An 18,812-nucleotide genomic window follows, 5' to 3' on the forward strand; every position below is an offset into this window, starting at 1 on the left:
CCGCCCTCGGGCCAGTAACATCGCGCGAGGTGGATGGGATCACCAAACCGGGGCGCGTGCGCGACTCGGATCGTCCGGTCGCCGCCCCGACGGATAGTGGAGAGTGGATGCCGAGCCTCGAGAAAACCGGCGCAGTGGATTCCGGCGCTGTCGATTCCGGACCCGTGCGGGCCGCCGAACCGGCGGTGCGGGTCGTCGACGTGCACAAATCCTTCGGTGAGGTCCATGCGTTGCAGGGCGTGAGCTTCACCGCCGCCCGCGCCGGTGTCCTCGGCATCCTCGGCCCGAACGGAGCCGGCAAGACCACCACGGTGAAGATCCTCTCCACCCTGCTGCGACCCGACTCCGGTACCGCCGTCGTCGCCGGGCACGACGTCGTCCGCGACGCCGCCGGCGTGCGCCGGTCGATCATGATGACCGGGCAGTACGCCGCACTGGACGAGAACCTCTCCGGCCGCGAGAACATCGAACTGTTCGGCCGCCTCATGGGTCTGACCCGCCGCGCGGCCCGGGGCCGCGCCGACACCCTGCTCGAGGAGTTCGACCTCGTCAGCGCCGGACGCCGCGCGGTGCGGCACTACTCCGGCGGTATGCGCCGGCGCATCGATATCGCCTGCGGCCTGGTCGTGCGCCCGGAGGTGGTCTTCCTCGACGAGCCGACCACCGGCTTGGATCCGCGCAGCCGCCAAGGCGTCTGGGACCTCGTCACCTCGCTCAAACGACAGGGCATCACGGTGCTGCTGACCACGCAGTACCTCGAAGAGGCGGACGTGCTCAGCGACAACATCATCGTCATCGACAAGGGCACGGTCATCGCCGAGGGCACCGCCGACGAGCTCAAGGAGCGCACCGGCGGCAGCTACTGCGAAGTGGTACCGCTGGATCCGACCCGGCTCGGCGCCGCCCTCACCGCCCTCGGCGACCTGGTCCCCGAGGCCGTGCGCAACGATGCCGCGAGCCACAGCGCCACGCAGACCGACCGGGTGTCCATCCCCGCCCCCGACGGCGCGAGCACCCTCGCCGAGGCGCTGCGTCGGCTGGACGCCGCCGGAGTCGAACTCGCCGACATCGGCCTGCGCCGCCCGTCGCTCGACGACGTGTTCCTCTCCATCACCGGACATTCGGGCGGCGGTCGGTGACCGTCTCGACCGCTCCCGCGGACGGGCTGTTCGACGCGTTGCCGCCGGCCCGGCCATCCTCCTTCGCCCAGTGGCGGGCCCTGACCGGCCGCATCGTTCGGACCATGGTCCTGCGCGGGGAACTGGCCTTCGCGGTGATCACCCCGCTGGTGTTCACGCTCGGCTTCTACCTGCCGCTGCGCTACGTCATGCGATTCCGCGGCATCGACTACGCGCAGTTCGTCATGCCGATCATCGTCCTGCAGACCATGTCGTTCACGATGATGTCCAACGCCCAGCTGGCGGCCTTCGAATCGCTGACCGGACTGCACAGCCGATTGCAGACCATGCCGATCGGCAGCCTGGTGCCGCTGGGCTCCCGGGTGTCCGCAGGCCTGGTCCGCTCCATCAGCTCGCTGGCCGCCGCCATCGGCTTCGGCTACCTGATCGGATTCCGGTTCGTCGCCGGCCCCGCGCAGGCCACGCTGTTCTGCGTCTCCTCGCTCGCGGTCGGCACGGTCCTGGCGATCGGGGCCGACGCGCTCGGCTCCCTGACCAAGAGCCCCGAGTCGCTGAGCCAGGCACTGACCCTGCCGACCCTCATCTTCGGCATGCTCTCCTGCGGATTCGTCCCGGAAAGCGGCTTCCCGCACTGGATCCGGCCCTTCGTGCGCAACCAGCCGATCTCCCAGTTCTCATTCGCGTTGCGGGACATGGCCGCCCACGGAGTGACCTGGCAGGTGGCCTGGGTACCGCTGGTGTGGCTGGGCGGCCTGGCGGTGCTCTTCGTGCCGCTGGCGATCTGGGCGAGTGTGAGGCGATCGTGAGCATTGTGCAGGAAATCCCCTCGTCGGCAACCGAATTCATGCTGTCCAAGCGGTCGGCGCTGCCGGTAGTGCAGGTGCGCTCCGAGCGCGCGCTGTCGACCTGGGCGCGGCACAGCGTGATCCAGTGCGGCCGGCTGCTGCGAGTGTGGAGCCGCGACACCATGACCACGGTGCAGACGCTGCTCTATCCCGCGTTCACCCTGCTGATGTTCCGGATCGTGCTGGGTGATTCGATCACCTCGGCCACCGGAATGCCCAGCGTCTACGGCACGGTCCCGATGATCACCCTCGTCGCCGCGATGGCCGGCGCGATAGTCAGCGCCCTGGGCTTCAAAGTGGAGAAGGCCGCCGGCCTACTGAGCCGATTCCAGACCATGCCGATCCACCGCGCCGCGGGCCTCACCGGCCGGCTGCTGGCGGAAGCCGTCCGAGTCCTGATCACCACCCTGTTCGTGATAGTCGTAGGCGTAGCGATCGGCTTCCGCTTCTGGAACGGATTCTGGGCCTCGATGGCGATGATCGCCATCCCGGTCCTGTTCGGCGCCGGTTTCGCGGTCCTGGTCACCGCCCTCGCCACCATCTCCGAAGGCGTAATGCTGATCAACATCTTGGGCATCCTCAACACCCTCCTGATGTTCTTCAACTCCGGCTTCGTCCCAGTGTTCGCCTACCCACGCTGGCTGCAAACGACGGTAGAGAACCAGCCGATGAGCACAGCAATCGACGCCATGCGCGGCCTGGCCTGGGACGGCCCGGTAACAGCCCCTCTACTGAAGACCCTGGCCTGGACCCTGGGCGCCATAGTCCTCTTCGCCTACCCCGCCATCCGCGGCTACCGCAAAGCCGCAGAAGGTTGAGCCGTTGGGCTAGGTGACGGGCTGTATTTTTGGCCTCCGCTTCGCTCCGGCGGGTTCGCGGCCCCCAAGTCTCGATCCTTCCCTCCTCCGGCTCCTCCGCTTCGCTCCCCCGCCTCCGTCAGTCCAGGATCGAGACGGGCCGCGAACAGGAGTGTTGGGCCTGCGAATTGGTGACCGCTGTGTTTTTGGCCTCCGCTTCGCTGCGGCGGGTTCGCGGCCCCTAAGTCTCGGTCCTTCCCTCCTCCGGTCAGTCGCTGCGCTCCCTCCCTCCGTCAGTCCAGGACCGAGCCGGGCCGCGAACAGGAGTGTTGGGCCTGCGAATTGGTGACCGATGCGCAGGTGCACCCCGGTGCCCGGTGACCCGGTCACCGTTCCGCAGCCGCACGTACCCCTGTTGCCGGGACTCGGTCACCGTTTCCGCAGCCGTGTGTACTCCACTCCCCAGGACCCGGTCACCGTTCCGCAGCCGTAACCCGCACCGTGGGTTTCGGTCACCGATACGCAGGGGTAACCCTCCTGTTCGCGGCCCGGCCCGATCCTGGACTGACGGAGGCGGGGGAGCGAAGCGGAGGAGCCGGAGGAGGGAAGGATCGGGCCCGCAGGGCCGCGAACCCGCCGGAGCGAAGCGGAGGCCAAAAACACAGCCTGTCACCCCCAAGCAGGCCCAACACCAAGCCAGCACCCCGCCCCCATCCGCACCCACACACAAGCCCGGACCCAAGACCCAAACCCCGCGACCCCCCCGCAGCGAAGCCAAGTTACAGCAAAGCTGCCGTCATCAAAGCCTGCACCCGAGCCAAACTCGCCGGCCGACTGTCATACCGAATACTCCGCCCAACATCAATCACCTGCGCAATCGCAGCATGCACCCGAAAGCGAGCCTCGATCGGATCCCCATCCAGCAAATGTGCCCACTCCAGCACATTCTGCCGCTGGATAGCCCGCAACTTCTGCTGTTCCGCCGCAGGCAGATTCGAGAACTCCGCAAAGTACACCGGCAAAATCTCCGGCATAGCAAAGGTGAGCCGAGCAAACCGAGCAGCCATCTGCACCGCCGCATCGGCCCGGCTGGACGCCTCGGCCAGCGCCTCGGCGTTGGCGATGGCCAGCCGTTCCCCGGTGCGATAGAAGGCAGCAGCCAGCAGATCCGACTTACTGGGAAAGTACCGATAAACGCTCGAGGCATTGATCCCCACAGCCGCCCCGATCTCCTCGATCCCGGCCTCGTGGTACCCCTGCCGCCCGAAGATCCGAATCGCCTCGACCAGCAACTGCTCCCGCTTGGAACTGGGCGGCAGCCCGCGGACCTCCGTGGTCGGCCGAGGTTCGGCAGGCGCCGGAGACAGTTCGGTGCGCGCGATCGACCACCCGATATCCGTCAGCAGATCGGTCAGCCGAGCAGCCGCCAGCGCCGTGTGATGAGCGGTGATACTACCGATCGCCCCCAGCACAGCCGTGCCCAGCAACTGGATATCCCCGGCCCCGCAGTCCGGCCGATTCGCCGCGATGGCGGATTCGAACACCCGGTGCAGGGTCTCGTAGCGCACCCGCACCCGCGCGCGATCGGCCGGCTCGAGATAACGCCCCTCCCACCGATACAGCCCGCCCCCGCGCCGAGCCTCGATCGTGTGCGCCGTGGCCGCCCGGATCAACGTGGTGAGCCGCGTTTCGGGCTCGGCAACCGGTTCGTCAGCGGCCTGCACGGCGTCGAGCAACGTCTGCGCGCCGAGTTCGGCGGCCGCGACCAGCAGCGCGTACTTGTTCGCGAAATGCCGATACAACGCCGGACCGGATATGCCCACCTCGGCCGCGATCTCGTCGACGCCGACCGGGTGGTAGCCGCGCTCGCTGAAGGCCCGGGCCGCGACACCGACGATTTGTGCCTTCCGGTTCTTCGGTCGCCGACGCGCCGGCGAACTGCCCGGTCGCGGGGTAGCGAGCGCGGACTCACTGCGATCCGCGACCATGCACCTCTCCTCCAGTTCGTCGGGCCCCAGCCTCCGGGGCCGTTGACAGCTCCGGGCGGTACCCTTTAAGTTAACCACAATTCGCTAATGTCCACGATTTCGCGCCGATGCGGGCGCGACGACGCCGCCCGGGGGCAGCCATGAGTACTGTCGACAATCGGACCACTCCGGTCGGGTTCTCCGCGATCCGGGACGACCGGGTACTGCGGGTCACGCTGACCAATCCGTCGCGCAAGAACGCCATCAACTACGACACCATGGTCGCGCTCGGCGATCTGTTCGGCACCGTCGGTACGGATCGCGCCGTGCGCGCGATCGTACTCAGCGGCGAGGGCGGCGATTTCTGCACCGGCGCCGATCTGGCCAACGCGCCCGCCGAAGCGCAGCGCGGCATCACCCCCGAGATCACCATGGACGCCGCGAATCGCATGGTGCGGGCCGTCGTCGACGCCCCCGTCCCGGTGGTCACCCGGATCCGCGGTGCGGCCGCCGGCATCGGGGTCGCGCTGGCGCTGGCCGGCGATCTCGTCTACGCCGCCACGGATTCCTATCTGCTGCTGGCCTTCATCAACGTGGGCCTGATGCCCGACGGCGGCGCGGCCGCCATGGTCGCCGCCGCCGCGGGCCGCGCACGGGCCGCCGAGCTGGCGCTGCTGGGCCAGCGGCTGCCCGCCGCCGAGGCCGCGACCTTCGGCCTGATCACCCGCGCGGTGCCGGATGCGGAACTCGACGCCACCGTCGAGGCCGCCGTTCGGAAGCTCGCGCACGGCCCCCGCCGCGCACTGGAACTCACCAAGCGTGCCCTGAACGAGGCCACGCTGTCCGCCCTCGACACGGCACTGGCCGCCGAGAAGAAGGGCCAGGCGGAACTGCTGACCTCGCCCGATTTCGCCGAGGGCGCGACCGCGATGCTGACCAAGCGCAAGCCGGTCTTCGGCGACTGACGCCGAAAGCGGGCCCGTCCAGCCCCGTGCAGTGAATTCTTCGCAACCCTGCCGAAAGTCCGATCCAGGGGTGCGGGATAGTCTTGCGCCATGGTCTACCTGGTCACCGGGGCCTCCGGTTGCCTCGGAAGGTATTTCGTCACCGAATTGCTCAAACGTAGCGGTGATGTGCATGTGCTGGTGCGGCCGGGCGCCGATTCCGCGCATCGGTTCGATCGGTGTGCCCGCGCGTGGGGCGCCGGTGACCGGGTCCGCGCGGTGCCCGGCGACCCGGCCGCGCCCGGACTCGGTATCGACCCGGAATGGCTTGCCGCGCATCGTGGTTCGATCGATCACGTTTTCCATCTCGATACCGGTCGCGATACCGTGCGACCGGGCGGCACCGCCGGGGTGGTCGAGATCGCCAACCGGCTGTCGGCCGGTGTGCTGCACCATGTTTCGAGCGTCGCGGTGGCCGGGGCGATGACCGGTCTGTTCACCGAGGACATGTTCGACGTGGGCCAGGTGCTGCCGACGCCGTATCACCGCGCGGTGTTCGAGGCCGAGCGCACGGTGCGCGACCGGTGTGCGGTGCCGTGGCGCAGCTATCGGCCGTCGATCGTGATCGGTCACTCCCGCACCGGCGAGATCGATCGGATCTCAGGTCCCTATCACTTCTTCGGGCTGTTGCGGAAGGCCGCACAGCTGCCGCGACTGCTGCCGCTGCTGGTGCCCAAGCTCGGCGAGACCAACATGGTGCCGGTCGATTTCGTGGTTCGCGCGCTGGACCATCTCGCGCACCGGCAGGCGCCCTCGGGCGCCACCTACCACCTGGTCGATCCGCGCCGGCAGGGCGCGGCCGAGGTGCTGAACCTGTTCGCCGACGAGGCCGGCGCGCCACGGCTGATCGAGGTGATGCCGAAGCGTTCGCTGGAGTCGATGTTGCGGACCCCGGGCCTCGGCTGGGCGCTGGGACATCTCGGTGCGCCGCCGGAAGTGTTGCGGCACAGCGAGTTCGACTGCTGGTTCGACGACCGCAACACCGCCGCGGCGCTGGCCGGGACCGATATCCGGGTGCCGCCGTTAGCGGCCTACGCCCCGATCGTCTGGAAGTACTGGATCGAGAACCGGTTGTGAGCCCGGGCCGCCGATCGGATGCGCGGCGTAGTAGCCCGACCACCGGCGGCGGTTCGTCCAGCCGACCAGGTCGTAGCGCCAGCGGAACGGCCAGGTCCGCGCGACCGTCAGGAACAGGGCCGCGCCGAGCGCCGCGTAATCGTCGTGGGCGGACAGCAGCGCGCGCTGCTGCCGCCCGGTGGCGGTGAAGAAGGCCTCGAACATGGCGATCGCCTGTCCGGCGGTGAGCCGGCCCATGCCGTGCAGCCCGCGGGTGCGCATCCAGTACACGAGCCGGGCCTGCCAGGGCCACAGCGCAGCCACCGGATCGCGGCCCGCCCGCAGCGCGTCGACCGCCGTGTCCACCAGTGCCAGCGAGGCGGCCACGCTGTAGCCGGTGCACGGATGCATCATGCCGCCGCGGGACCCGAACGGGATCGCCGCCGCGGATCGCGCGCCGGACACCGCGGTCGGCGGCGGCTGATCCAGCGGATAGTGCGCGGTCTCGGCGCGTTCGTCGCCGCGCAGCCGAACCCCGTGCACCGCAAGGCGATTCATTGTCCGGCGGCGTAACTCGCGTTGTGGCACACCGCCGCCGAGGCCCAGGCTGGTCTCCTCGAAGATCACCGTCCCGTCGCCGACCGGCACCGCGTAGAGGAACGACGGTGGCTCGTCCGGCCCGGCGCCGTTGTCCGGCCGCCAGTCCAGCAGCAGGCCGGAGTCGTCGGCCACCATCGGCGCGGCGAGCTCGGCATCGACGAAGATGCCGTGCGCGGCGGCCGTCGGCCGGGTTCCCGGCGCCGGCAGGCCCCGGGCGTCGACGACGGCCGCCGCGGTGACCGACGAACCGTCGGCCAGTTCCACCCGGTGGCCGCCGACGGACGCGGCCCGCCCGGTCAGCACGGTCACGCCGTCGAGCGGAAGCGCTTCGCGCAGAATCGCTTTGGACAGCACGCCGTACGGTCGATCGATCCGCAGCGGGCGGGTGGTCCACACCGTCGGCGCCGCGATGCGCGAGGCGACGACCCGATCGGGCAACCAGCCCGGCAATTCGTCCACCCAGCAGCCGTAGGTCGGGCCCCATACGCGCTCCGGTCGCGGATCCACCGCCACGACCGAGAGCCCGGCCAGCCCGGCTCGGTGTGCCAGGGCGCGTCCGGTGGGACCGAGCCCCACCACACACAGATCCGCGTCCCGGACATGCTGAGCAGTCATGTGTTTCATTCAATCAGCCTCGGTCGGGCATTCCGGGAATTCGGTCGGCGCCACGACGCGCGCGGCTCGATCGCTCGAAATTAACCGAATGATCGACCGTTTGCGCCGCGCGTGTCCGGGAAACCGGCAGTCGTGGGACATCTATTGTGGCCAAACGTGTCTCCCAAGCGACTGTCGCTCGTGTTCACGGTGGCGTGCGCGTTGATTGCTGCCCTGGCGGTGATGCCCCGGGGTGCGGCGGAGCCGGTACTCGGCCCGGCCCCGGACCTCGTGGACGGTCCGGCCGGGGCGAACGACTGGTCCTGCCGGCCGTCGGCCGCCGCGCCGAATCCGGTCGTTCTCGTGCACGGCGCGGGTACGGACGCGGCTCAGAGTTTCGCGCAACTGGCCCCCCGGCTGCACCGGGCGGGCTACTGCGCGTTCACCGCGAATTTCGGCCGCCCCCGGCTGGTGTCGGGCCCGGCCACCGGCCCGGAACGCCTGGACTGGCCCGGGACCGGACCGATGGCGGCCGCGCTGACCGGGCACGTCGTCTACGGCGTCGCCGATATCGCCGCGACCTCCGCGGAACTGGCCGCCTTCGTGGACCGGGTCCGCGCCGCGACCGGCGCGAAGCGGGTCGCGCTGGTCGGGCATTCGACCGGCGGCACGGTCATCCGGGAATTCCTGCATGCCCATCCCGCCGCGGCCGCCACGGTGGTCACCCTCGCCACCCCCTATCGCGGCTCCACCTACTCCGGTCTGGCCGCGCACTATCCCGACCTGGCGGCGCTCGGACTCGACGGGCCGCAGATCGCCGCGCAGGTGTACGGCACCGCCGGCGCCGAACAGGCCGTCGGCTCGCCGGTCATGACCCGGCTCGACGCCGAGGGCGAGACCGTGCCCGGGGTGCGCTGGACCGCGATCGCCAGCCGGGCCGACGAGGTGATCACGCCACCGGAGTCCGCCCTGCTCACCGCGCCGAAGGCGGCGGACCGCAACATCTGGGTCCAGGACACCTGCCCGGGCGATCCGGTCGCGCACGCCGACCTGCTCACCGACCCGCACGCCCTCGACCTCGTAGTGTCCGCGCTGGCCGATGCGCCGCCGGCGCGCTGCTGAGTCGTCCCGGAACGATGATCGCGTCCCGGCTCACTTCGGCGTGATCCAGATGGTGATGTCGGCGTGCACGACCTCCGCGCCGGACCGATCGTGGATCTCGACCGGCACCACCAGTTCCCGGCCCTCGGTCAGCGTCGCGAAATCGGGGACTTCCGGCAGCGCCGCGGTGGCGCGCAGCCCGGACTGCGCCTTCGCCAGGTACCGCACGCTCATCCCCTTCGGAATCCAGCGATGCGTGGTCGGGACGGTGGCCTCGCTGAGCATGCCCATCGCCACCTCGGCCAGATTGCAGGCGGCGATGGCGTGGAAGGTCCCGATGTGGTTGTGGATGCCGAACCACTTCGGCGCGACCACCTCGCAGTAGCCCGGTTCCAGCCGGATCACCGTCGGCAGCACGGTTCCGAAATACGGCACCCGGGCGACCATGCCCAGGGAGAACAGGGCATGCCCCAGCCGATTGTCGGGCAGTTTCTTCCAGCCGCGATAGGCCGCGGTCTCCTTCGTCATACCGACATCTTACTTTCGGGTAAGTTCGGTGGCGATACCCTTTCTCGAACGGATCGGCGCAGGTGGTGGCCGTGACGGCCGACACGGGGACCCCAATTTGGAGTCCGCGCCGGGGCTCGGGCATACTGTTCGGGTTGCCTGCGTCGGGTGGCGCATGTCTTCGGGCATGTGTGATCCATGATCGCGGGCGAGCAGTACCCACTCGTGTACACCGCCGGGTTCGGCGGGTACCTCCGGGACGGCGTTCCGAGGCCTGCGGGAATTTATCCGAGGCCGAAGAATGAGCGAGAAGGCGACACGCCCGACCGCGTGGACCGGAAGAACCATGACAGATGAACAGCGGCGAAGCGGATCGGGCACGTCCCGGTCGTGGTCTGAATGGATGCGTCTGCTGTTTTTCTTCGGGTTCGGGCATGCACAGAGGGTGGTCTCCGGAACTTTCGGACCACCGTCACACCGGAGCAACAAGCGGAGAAAAGGACACTCAGCGTGGCGGGACAAAAGATCCGCATCAGGCTCAAGGCCTACGACCATGAGGCGATCGATGCGTCGGCGCGCAAGATCGTCGAGACCGTGACCCGTACGGGTGCGCGTGTCGTCGGCCCGGTGCCGTTGCCGACCGAGAAGAACGTGTACTGCGTCATCCGCTCGCCGCACAAGTACAAGGACTCGCGCGAGCACTTCGAGATGCGCACGCACAAGCGGCTGATCGACATCCTCGACCCGACGCCGAAGACGGTCGACGCGCTCATGCGCATCGACCTGCCGGCCAGCGTCGACGTCAACATTCAGTGACAGTGACGGGGACAGCACACATGACTGACAACAAGAGTCGTCCGGCCGCCGGCATCCTGGGCACCAAGCTCGGCATGACCCAGGTCTTCGACGAGAAGAACCGCGTCGTTCCCGTGACCGTCGTCAAGGCCGGTCCGAACGTCGTCACCCAGATCCGCACGGTGGAGCGCGACGGCTATTCGGCCGTCCAGCTGGCCTACGGCGCGATCGACCCGCGCAAGGTGATCAAGCCCGTCGCCGGGCAGTTCGCGAAGGCCGGCGTCACCCCCCGCCGCCACATCGCCGAGATCCGCATCGCCGACGCCTCGCAGTTCGAGGTCGGCCAGGAACTCAACGCCGAGGTCTTCGAGGCCGGCACCTACGTCGATGTCACCGGCACCAGCAAGGGCAAGGGCTTCGCCGGCACCATGAAGCGCCACGGCTTCAAGGGCCAGGGCGCCTCGCACGGCGCGCAGGCCGTGCACCGCCGTCCGGGCTCGATCGGTGGTTGCTCCACCCCGGGCCGCGTCTTCAAGGGCATGCGGATGTCCGGCCGGATGGGTAGCGACCGGGTCACCACGCAGAACCTCTCGGTCCACAAGGTGGACACCGAGAACGGCCTGCTGCTGATCAAGGGCGCCATCCCGGGCCGCAACGGCGGCCTCGTGATCGTCAAGAGCGCAGTGAAGGGTGGTGCCCACGCGTGAGCACTGAGACCGAAACCAAGACGAACCTGACCCTCCCGGTCAAAGAGGCGGGTGGCAAGACCAACGGCACCGTCGACCTCCCCGCGGAGATCTTCGACGTGACCGCCAACATCGCGCTGATGCACCAGGTCGTCATCGCCCAGCAGGCCGCGGCCCGTCAGGGCACGCACGCCACCAAGACCCGGGGCCGCGTCTCCGGTGGTGGCAAGAAGCCGTACCGGCAGAAGGGCACCGGCCGCGCCCGTCAGGGCTCGACCCGTGCGCCGCAGTTCACCGGCGGTGGCGTCGTGCACGGCCCGCAGCCGCGCGACTACACCCAGCGCCTGCCCAAGAAGATGAAGGCCGCCGCCCTGCGTGGCGCCCTGTCGGACCGCGCCCGCAACGAGCGCATCCACATCGTGACCGAACTGGTCGCCGGGCAGACCCCGTCCACGAAGTCCGCCAAGGGCTTCCTGGCCGAACTGTCCGAGCGGAAGAAGTTCCTGGTCGTCGTCGGCCGTGAGGACCTCACCGCGTGGAAGAGCGTGGCGAACCTGCAGAATGTGCACGCCATCGCGCCGGATCAGCTGAACACCTACGACGTGCTCTACAGCGACGAGGTCGTCTTCAGCGTGGAGGCCCTGAACACCTTCGTGCACGGCCCCGCCGAAGCTGCACAGGAGGAGAGCAAGTGACCACCATCGCCGATCCGCGCGACATCCTGCTGGCGCCGGTCATCTCCGAGAAGTCCTACGGGCTGATCGAAGACGGCACCTACACCTTCGTGGTGCACCCGGACGCGAACAAGACGCAGATCAAGATCGCCGTCGAGAAGGTGTTCGGCGTGAAGGTGACCAGCGTCAACACCGCCAACCGTCAGGGCAAGCGCAAGCGGACCCGCTTCGGTTACGGCAAGCGCAAGAACACCAAGCGCGCGCTCGTGACCCTCTCGGCCGACAGCAAGCCCATCGAGATCTTCGGAGGCCCGGTCGCGTAAGCGGCAGGGGCTCCAGAAAGCAGAGAAGAACTCATGGCAATCCGTAAGTACAAGCCGACGACCCCGGGTCGCCGCGGTGCCTCGGTCTCGGACTTCGCCGAGATCACCCGCACGACCCCCGAGAAGTCGCTGCTGCGCCCGCTGACCAAGTCCGGCGGTCGTAACGCGCACGGTCGCATCACCACCCGGCACAAGGGTGGCGGCCACAAGCGTGCCTACCGTCTGATCGACTTCCGTCGGCTGGACAAGGACGGCATCCCGGCCAAGGTCGCGCACATCGAGTACGACCCGAACCGCACCGCGAATATCGCACTGCTGCACTTCGCCGACGGCGAGAAGCGCTACATCATCGCGCCGAAGGGCATCACGCAGGGCACCCGCATCGAGTCGGGTCCCGGCGCGGACATCAAGCCGGGCAACAACCTGCCGCTGCGCTCGATCCCGACCGGTACCACGATCCACGCCGTGGAGCTGCGGCCCGGCGGCGGCGCCAAGATGGCCCGCGCGGCCGGTATGAGCATCCAGCTGCTGGGTAAGGAAGGCGTCTACGCCGTCCTGCGTATGCCCTCCGGCGAGATCCGCCGCGTCGACGTGCGCTGCCGCGCCACCGTCGGCGAGGTCGGCAACGCCGAGCAGTCGAACATCAACTGGGGTAAGGCCGGCCGTATGCGGTGGAAGGGCGTCCGCCCGACCGTCCGCGGTGTCGTCATGAACCCGGTCGATCACCCGCACGGTGGTGGTGAGGGTAAGACCTCAGGCGGCCGCCACCCCGTATCCCCGTGGGGCCAGCCGGAAGGCCGGACCCGTAAGCCCAATCGCCCGAGCGACAAGCTCATCGTCCGCCGCCGCGGCAAGAAGCGTTGAGGAGGAGGTTAGACATGCCACGCAGCCTGAAGAAGGGCCCGTTCGTCGACGAACACCTCCTCAAGAAGGTGGACGTCCAGAACGAGAAGGGCACCAAGCAGGTCATCAAGACCTGGTCGCGTCGCTCGACCATCATTCCCGATTTCATCGGCCACACGTTCTCGGTGCACGATGGCCGTAAGCACGTGCCGGTGTTCGTGTCGGAGAACATGGTCGGGCACAAGCTCGGCGAGTTCGCGCCGACCCGGACGTTCAAGAGCCACATCAAGGACGATCGGAAGAGCAAGCGGCGATGAGCGAAGCGAAGAGCGAAGCGGCGCCGACGAGCGCAGCGAAGAGCAAGCAGGCTCAGCCGGCTGAGCCTCAGAATCCGACCGCGCGCGCGACGGCGAAGCATGTTCGCGTCACCCCGATGAAGGCTCGCCGGGTCGTCGACATGGTTCGCGGCCGCCGGGTCGAGGACGCGCTGAACATCCTGCGGTTCGCGCCGCAGGCCGCCAGCGAGCCGGTCGCCAAGGTCGTCGCCTCGGCGGCGGCCAACGCCCAGAACAACCTCGGCCTGAACCCGGCCACGCTGGTCATCTCGACCGCGTACGTGGACGAGGGCGCGACCCTGAAGCGGTTCCAGCCGCGGGCCCAGGGCCGGGCTTTCCGGATCCGCAAGCGGACCAGCCACATCACCATCGAGGTCGAGAGCGTCGCCAGCGCCGCCCCGGCTCGCAATCGCCGGAAGGGAGGGGCGAACTAAATGGGACAGAAGATCAATCCCCACGGCTTCCGCCTCGGCATCACCACCGACTGGAAGTCGCGCTGGTACGCCGACAAGCAGTACGCGGACTACGTGAAGGAAGACGTCGCGATCCGCAAGTTGCTGGCCACCGGCATGGAGCGGGCCGGCATCTCGAAGGTCGAGATCGAGCGCACCCGGGACCGCGTGCGGGTGGACATCCACACCGCGCGTCCGGGCATCGTGATCGGCCGTCGTGGCGCCGAGGCCGACCGCATCCGCGCCGAGCTGGAGAAGCTCACCGGCAAGCAGGTGCAGCTGAACATCCTCGAGGTCAAGAACCCCGAGTCGGATGCGCAGCTCGTCGCCCAGGGTGTCGCGGAGCAGCTGTCCAACCGGGTGGCGTTCCGTCGCGCGATGCGCAAGGCCATTCAGTCGGCCATGCGTTCGCCGAACGTCAAGGGCATCCGGGTGCAGTGCTCGGGCCGCCTCGGCGGCGCCGAAATGTCGCGCTCGGAGTTCTACCGCGAAGGTCGGGTGCCGCTGCACACGCTGCGCGCCGACATCGACTACGGCCTGTACGAGGCCCGCACCACCTTCGGCCGCATCGGCGTGAAGGTGTGGATCTACAAGGGCGACATCGTCGGCGGCAAGCGTGAGGTCACCGCGCCCACGGCTCCGTCCGGTGACCGTCGCGAGCGTCGCGAGCGGCCGAGCCGTCCGCGGCGGTCCGGTTCGTCCGGCACCACGGCGACCAGCACCGAGGCCGGCCGGGCCGCCACCGCGGTGGCCGAGGCGCCGGCAGAGAAACAGGAGGGCTGACCAATGCTGATGCCCCGCAGGGTCAAGCACCGCAAGCAGCATCACCCCGGTCGTTCCGGCATGGCCAAGGGCGGCACCGCGGTGACGTTCGGCGAGTTCGGCCTCCAGGCACTGGAGCCGGGCTACATCACCAACCGGCAGATCGAGTCCGCGCGTATCGCGATGACCCGCCACATCAAGCGTGGCGGCAAGATCTGGATCAACATCTACCCGGATCGGCCGCTGACCAAGAAGCCCGCCGAGACCCGCATGGGTTCCGGTAAGGGTTCGCCGGAGTGGTGGATCGCGAACGTCAAGCCGGGTCGCGTGATGTTCGAGATGTCCTACCCCAACGAGGAGACCGCTCGCGAGGCGCTGCGCCGCGCGATGCACAAGCTCCCCGTGAAGTGCAGGATCGTGACCAGGGAGGAGCAGTTCTGATGGCTACCGGGACTCCGGCCGCAGACCTGCGCGAGCTCACCGAGGACGAGCTCGTCGCCCGCCTGCGCGAATCGAAGGAAGAGCTGTTCAACCTGCGCTTCCAGATGGCTACGGGTCAGTTGCAGAACAACCGTCGCCTGCGCGTCGTTCGTCACGAGATCGCGCGCATCTACACGGTCATGCGCGAGCGCGAGCTCGGCCTGGCCTCTGGTCCTGCGGACAAGGGAGATGCGGCATGAGTGACGCGAAGGGCCCGGCGAAGACGCCGGCCAAGGAGACCGAACGTGGCAGCCGCAAGACGCGGGTCGGCTACGTCGTCTCGGACAAGATGAACAAGACGATCGTCGTCGAGCTGGAGGATCGCCACCGGCATCCCCTGTACGGCAAGATCATTCGCACCACCTCCAAGGTGAAGGCCCACGACGAGAACGAGATCGCCGGCATCGGCGACCGCGTTCAGGTCATGGAGACCCGCCCGCTGTCGGCCACCAAGCGCTGGCGGCTGATGGAGGTCCTGGAGAAGGCCAAGTAGGCCGCTCCACGGCACAGGTCGAATACGAAGGCCCGCTTCCCTTTCGGGGGAGGCGGGCCTTCGCCGTCGCCCCGGTTGTGATGTATGCGATTGCGGCGCCGCACAATTGGCGCAGTGGACGCTTGATCGGTTAACTTTGACGGGCTATGAGGAATGCTGCGACGACTTCCGGGGCCTGGCGGACGATCGACGGAGAGGCGGTGTCGTTCCGCGACGCCTCGGTGGCGTGGGCGCTCGCCGCGCACGAGGCGCTCGCCGAAACCGCCACCGGGTACGGACATTTCGTGACCATCGAAGAACTGGCCGAGCGGGTCCAGGAGATGTCGGGGGTGCGGACCACCGCGCCGACCCGCACCTGGATGGACGCGATCCTGCGCAAGGTGGCCCGGCGCTGCCACCGTGCGGGTGAGCCGCCGCTGACCGCGCTGTGCGTGCGCGCGAACCACACCGCCACCGACAGCTACAAATACGTCCTCGAGCTCGCGGCCCTGCCGATCCCGGACGATCTGGAAGTGCACGCCGCCTACGCCCGGTGGCAGTGCTACGCCACCCACGGCACCGACGTGCCCGCGGGCATTCCGCCGCTGACCCCCAAGGTCGCCGCCCGGCGCGCGGGCACTACCGCGAAGGTCCGCGCCGAGGCGCCGGTGGTCACACAATCGCGAATGCAGTTGTGCGAGGAGTGTTTCATCCAGTTGCCCGCCAGCGGCGTATGCGGGTTCTGTCATCCGCAGCGATAGCCGGAAAACGAATAATTCGGTCCAGCACTAGCGGTACTCGGACAGGTGGAATACGCTTCGGCGCGGAGAAATACCGCCTGATGGAGGATTGGTGACCACCCCGAGTACGCAGCGCGGCGCCGGGGGAACCGACGGCCGGCGAACGGTGCCCCTGACGCAGTTGATTCATTTGATGTCCTCGTTCGAGAACCTGGGCGAGCATCGGCAGACCTATCTGCGCGCTCCGGCCAGCGGGGATCCGATCGTGCGCGGCTGCGGGCTGGTGGCCGCCGGGCTCGCGGCGGTGAGTGTGCTGTGTATCGTCGCCGGCGCGCCGGCGGCCGCGGTGGTGGTGATCCTGTTCGCGTTGATTCCGACGGGATTCGCCGCCCTGCGTAATCGGCGTGGCCGGGATTCCCGGTTGGATCTGTTCGACCGCGGCCTCACCGTGTATCGCTCCGGTGAGAAGGTCGCCGGGTTTCACTGGACTACCGTCGAAGTCCGGCAGCAATCGATTCCGCTCAGCCAATCCGCCACGGCGGCAACCGATTACGCATTCGTGTTGTCCGGACCCGACGGAAGCCGCGCGGAGTTCGACGAGGGCGAGTTCGCCAATGCCCGGGAATGGGGTCCGCTGATCCAATCCTCGGTCACCGCCGCACAATTGCCCGGCATCGTGGCCGCCATCGACGGCGAGCAGACGGTGCGATTCGGTGATCTCGCCGTATCGCTGCTGGAACTGGCGCACGATGGCGCCCGGTATCCCTGGGAACGGATCCAGACCATCGACCCGCGTGGCGGAATCGTCCGCATCAAGGTCGACGGCCGCTGGATCTCGCTCGGCCCGGTCGGCGCCATTCCGAATTTCTATATCTTCAACGAGGTCATCGAGCGTCTGCGGGTCGCGGCGGTCGAATATCCCGATCCGTACGGGCCCCGCGCGGTGGTCGGCGCGCCCGCGGGCGATACCGCTACTTCCGCCGCGCCGGATGGGGGCGTGGGCGAGAACGGCCCTGAGGCCTCCGCTGAGGCCGGTTCGGAGACGGTTGCCCAGTCGGTCTCGCCGGCCGATACGGAACTCGGCAGCGAGGCCGCTGGCGACCCCGGCGCGGAGGCTGCCGGCGAGTCCGGTCCGGAGGGCACGGCCGAGCCGAGTCCGGAGCCGGCGGATGCGGAACGAATCATCGAGCGGCGCCACGAGATCGCGGTCACCGCGGGCGGTCGTTCCCAGAGCTGATCGCGTCGTGGTGAGCGCGGACCGCGAGTCAGCCCCCGCGTGACTATCCGGTGATCGCGTAATGCGGTCCGAGTTTGCGAGCCGAATCCAGGACCCGGACGACTGCCGCCCGGGACAGCCCGGTTTCGGTGCTGATGCTGGTCGGCGACGCGGATTGGTCAGCGAGTGTGAGGATTTCGGCCAACTGCTCGACCGGCAGGGTGGACATTCCGCGGTCGGAGATGGCACGCGCGGCCGTCCACCACTGGACGTCCTCGCCCTCCGGGATCGAATCGTCGAAGTCGTCGCCGACCGCGGCGAGCACCCGGGTGTCGGCATCGGCCGCGGTATCCGGACCGCGACCCGATCCGGCGGCACGCGACTTGCGCCGACCGGCCGCCGAAGCCGTTGCGGGCAGCGCGTTCTCGGTGATCGCGGCCCGATCCGCTTCGAGTTCGAGTTCGGCGAACAGGTCCGGTTCGGCCGGGAAGATCCGGTCCGAGCGCACGGTCGTGGCCGCCACCGGGGGTGTGGCCGGCTGCTCCGTCAATTCGGTGATGCCCTCGATCAACATCGCGTAGCGCGCGGAAACCCAAGCGTGCAACCAGATCACGACGCCGACCATGATCGGCGCGACCGCCGCCTCGGCGGCGTGGGCGATCCGGCCGGCGGCGATGTGCGGCCCGGCGTTCAACGCGATGGTCACGCCGAGCAGCCCCGCCTCCAGCAGAACCACCCGCCCGCGGTTGACGTCGCGCCCCCAGCGAGCGGCCGTGGTGGTGACCATCATGATCGTGATGATCGGGATCGAGATCATCGCCTCGAATCCGTAACTCAGCCAGTACAGCGGGTCGGTCATATCCCCGCTCGGTACCAGGTTGTGCTGCACGTTCACGCCCGCCCACACCATGCCGATGACGACCACGCCGATCAGCGCGCGCGACGACCATTCGGCCCGCCGGAACAGCTGTGCGAGACGGGCATCCGGACTGGAGACCCGCCGCCGGGCCGCCAGCGCCCGGCGATGCCAGCGATCGTCGGCTTCCTCGGAACGCCGGATCGAATCGGCCACCCGCCGATCCCGCCGCTCGGCGGACAGCTCCGCTTTCAGCGCGTCCCGGCGCTGCCGCCGCCGCTTCTCCCGCGTCCACTCGGCCAGCTCGCGTTCCGCGGCGAACTCGTCGTCCGACAACACATCGAAGAGTGCGGCATTCTGCTGCAGCGGCAGCTTCCCGCGTGCTGTCTTGACCTGCTGAGCCAGAGCAGCGATCTCTTCTTTGCCGGTCGGTTGGTCTTCGCGCATCGCTGGCCTTCCTGAGGCACCCGCGCGGGACTCCCGGTCGTCGAATCGGAGTGACCGGTGGAGCCCCGTTCGGGTGTTTGTCGAGCTACCCGGGGTCCTATGCTGCCCTCGACCGGGCGGC

Annotated in this window: 23 protein-coding genes; 19 read left to right on the top strand and 4 right to left on the bottom strand. The window is 68.7% G+C overall.

What is annotated here, in order from left to right:
- The first annotated feature begins 107 nt into the window (after window positions 1-107).
- From NRB56_RS02205 to NRB56_RS02215, 3 genes are read left to right on the top strand one after another with little or no spacing between them, the layout of a single operon-like run.
- Window positions 108-1,139, top strand: coding sequence for an ATP-binding cassette domain-containing protein (locus NRB56_RS02205; RefSeq protein ID WP_153338753.1), 1,032 nt, complete (start codon window positions 108-110; stop codon window positions 1,137-1,139).
- The gene (locus NRB56_RS02210) at window positions 1,136-1,945 is read left to right on the top strand and encodes an ABC transporter permease (RefSeq protein ID WP_319942443.1); all 810 of its coding nucleotides are present in this window, start codon (window positions 1,136-1,138) and stop codon (window positions 1,943-1,945) included. The genes NRB56_RS02205 and NRB56_RS02210 overlap by 4 nt, the downstream gene beginning before the upstream one ends.
- A 38-nt stretch (window positions 1,946-1,983) precedes the next feature.
- Window positions 1,984-2,802, top strand: a complete 819-nt coding sequence (locus NRB56_RS02215; protein ID WP_153339029.1) for an ABC transporter permease — start codon at window positions 1,984-1,986, stop codon at window positions 2,800-2,802.
- Window positions 2,803-3,560: 758 nt separating this feature from the next.
- On the opposite strand, the gene NRB56_RS02220 is transcribed toward NRB56_RS02215, so the two are convergent.
- Window positions 3,561-4,769 (bottom strand): TetR/AcrR family transcriptional regulator, encoded by a 1,209-nt coding sequence (locus NRB56_RS02220; protein ID WP_153338754.1) that lies wholly within the window; start codon window positions 4,767-4,769, stop codon window positions 3,561-3,563.
- 140 nt (window positions 4,770-4,909) lie between these two features.
- Between NRB56_RS02220 and NRB56_RS02225 the strand changes: the two genes are divergently transcribed.
- Together NRB56_RS02225 and NRB56_RS02230 are read left to right on the top strand one after the other, a co-directional pair.
- A complete protein-coding gene (locus NRB56_RS02225; RefSeq protein WP_153338755.1) occupies window positions 4,910-5,713 on the top strand; it encodes an enoyl-CoA hydratase-related protein in 804 nt (267 codons plus the stop codon).
- A 90-nt stretch (window positions 5,714-5,803) separates the two neighbouring features.
- Window positions 5,804-6,829, top strand: coding sequence for an SDR family oxidoreductase (locus NRB56_RS02230; protein WP_153338756.1), 1,026 nt, complete (start codon window positions 5,804-5,806; stop codon window positions 6,827-6,829).
- On the opposite strand, the gene NRB56_RS02235 is transcribed toward NRB56_RS02230, so the two are convergent.
- Complete coding sequence (locus NRB56_RS02235; protein WP_153338757.1) at window positions 6,776-8,032, bottom strand: lycopene cyclase family protein; 1,257 nt, start codon at window positions 8,030-8,032, stop codon at window positions 6,776-6,778. The genes NRB56_RS02230 and NRB56_RS02235 overlap by 54 nt on opposite strands.
- Window positions 8,033-8,179: 147 nt before the next feature.
- Between NRB56_RS02235 and NRB56_RS02240 the strand changes: the two genes are divergently transcribed.
- Entirely contained in the window at window positions 8,180-9,124 is a 945-nt protein-coding gene (locus tag NRB56_RS02240; RefSeq protein WP_319942446.1) for an esterase/lipase family protein, read from the top strand.
- Between the two features lie 30 nt (window positions 9,125-9,154).
- Here NRB56_RS02240 and NRB56_RS02245 read toward each other — a convergent pair whose 3' ends face one another.
- On the bottom strand, window positions 9,155-9,631 hold the full coding sequence (locus tag NRB56_RS02245) for a hotdog fold domain-containing protein (RefSeq protein WP_153338758.1): 477 nt from the start codon (window positions 9,629-9,631) through the stop codon (window positions 9,155-9,157).
- A gap of 489 nt (window positions 9,632-10,120) precedes the next feature.
- Between NRB56_RS02245 and rpsJ the strand changes: the two genes are divergently transcribed.
- The 13 genes from rpsJ (at window position 10,121) to NRB56_RS02310 (ending at window position 17,409) form a co-directional block, all read left to right on the top strand.
- Entirely contained in the window at window positions 10,121-10,426 is a 306-nt protein-coding gene (rpsJ, locus tag NRB56_RS02250; protein WP_003938093.1) for a 30S ribosomal protein S10, read from the top strand.
- A gap of 20 nt (window positions 10,427-10,446) precedes the next feature.
- A complete protein-coding gene (gene rplC, locus NRB56_RS02255; RefSeq protein ID WP_153338759.1) occupies window positions 10,447-11,112 on the top strand; it encodes a 50S ribosomal protein L3 in 666 nt (221 codons plus the stop codon).
- On the top strand, window positions 11,109-11,786 hold the full coding sequence (gene rplD, locus NRB56_RS02260) for a 50S ribosomal protein L4 (protein WP_319942447.1): 678 nt from the start codon (window positions 11,109-11,111) through the stop codon (window positions 11,784-11,786). The genes rplC and rplD overlap by 4 nt, the downstream gene beginning before the upstream one ends.
- Window positions 11,783-12,088 carry a 50S ribosomal protein L23 gene (gene rplW, locus NRB56_RS02265; RefSeq protein WP_319942448.1) on the top strand — a complete coding sequence of 102 codons (306 nt, stop codon included), beginning with the start codon at window positions 11,783-11,785 and terminating at the stop codon, window positions 12,086-12,088. The genes rplD and rplW overlap by 4 nt, the downstream gene beginning before the upstream one ends.
- Window positions 12,089-12,121: 33 nt before the next feature.
- Window positions 12,122-12,952, top strand: a complete 831-nt coding sequence (gene rplB, locus NRB56_RS02270) for a 50S ribosomal protein L2 (RefSeq protein WP_153338760.1) — start codon at window positions 12,122-12,124, stop codon at window positions 12,950-12,952.
- A gap of 14 nt (window positions 12,953-12,966) precedes the next feature.
- The gene (gene rpsS, locus NRB56_RS02275) at window positions 12,967-13,248 is read left to right on the top strand and encodes a 30S ribosomal protein S19 (protein ID WP_153338761.1); all 282 of its coding nucleotides are present in this window, start codon (window positions 12,967-12,969) and stop codon (window positions 13,246-13,248) included.
- Window positions 13,245-13,700 (top strand): 50S ribosomal protein L22, encoded by a 456-nt coding sequence (gene rplV, locus NRB56_RS02280; RefSeq protein WP_153338762.1) that lies wholly within the window; start codon window positions 13,245-13,247, stop codon window positions 13,698-13,700. The genes rpsS and rplV overlap by 4 nt, the downstream gene beginning before the upstream one ends.
- A complete protein-coding gene (rpsC, locus tag NRB56_RS02285) occupies window positions 13,701-14,501 on the top strand; it encodes a 30S ribosomal protein S3 (RefSeq protein WP_153338763.1) in 801 nt (266 codons plus the stop codon).
- Between the two features lie 3 nt (window positions 14,502-14,504).
- A complete protein-coding gene (rplP, locus tag NRB56_RS02290; protein ID WP_153338764.1) occupies window positions 14,505-14,921 on the top strand; it encodes a 50S ribosomal protein L16 in 417 nt (138 codons plus the stop codon).
- Window positions 14,921-15,160 carry a 50S ribosomal protein L29 gene (rpmC, locus tag NRB56_RS02295; RefSeq protein ID WP_019931194.1) on the top strand — a complete coding sequence of 80 codons (240 nt, stop codon included), beginning with the start codon at window positions 14,921-14,923 and terminating at the stop codon, window positions 15,158-15,160. Before rplP ends, rpmC begins: the two co-directional genes overlap by 1 nt.
- Window positions 15,157-15,453 (top strand): 30S ribosomal protein S17, encoded by a 297-nt coding sequence (gene rpsQ, locus NRB56_RS02300; protein ID WP_153338765.1) that lies wholly within the window; start codon window positions 15,157-15,159, stop codon window positions 15,451-15,453. The genes rpmC and rpsQ overlap by 4 nt, the downstream gene beginning before the upstream one ends.
- A 146-nt stretch (window positions 15,454-15,599) precedes the next feature.
- Window positions 15,600-16,193 carry a hypothetical protein gene (locus NRB56_RS02305; RefSeq protein WP_153338766.1) on the top strand — a complete coding sequence of 198 codons (594 nt, stop codon included), beginning with the start codon at window positions 15,600-15,602 and terminating at the stop codon, window positions 16,191-16,193.
- Between the two features lie 91 nt (window positions 16,194-16,284).
- Window positions 16,285-17,409, top strand: coding sequence for a DUF6585 family protein (locus NRB56_RS02310; protein ID WP_194290693.1), 1,125 nt, complete (start codon window positions 16,285-16,287; stop codon window positions 17,407-17,409).
- A gap of 43 nt (window positions 17,410-17,452) precedes the next feature.
- On the opposite strand, the gene NRB56_RS02315 is transcribed toward NRB56_RS02310, so the two are convergent.
- Window positions 17,453-18,691: a hypothetical protein gene (locus tag NRB56_RS02315; RefSeq protein WP_153338767.1), complete on the bottom strand. Its 1,239-nt coding sequence runs from the start codon at window positions 18,689-18,691 to the stop codon at window positions 17,453-17,455.
- Window positions 18,692-18,812 lie beyond the last annotated feature (121 nt).

This window comes from Nocardia aurantia, assembly GCF_009604425.1.
GTDB classification, from domain to species: domain Bacteria; phylum Actinomycetota; class Actinomycetes; order Mycobacteriales; family Mycobacteriaceae; genus Nocardia; species Nocardia aurantia.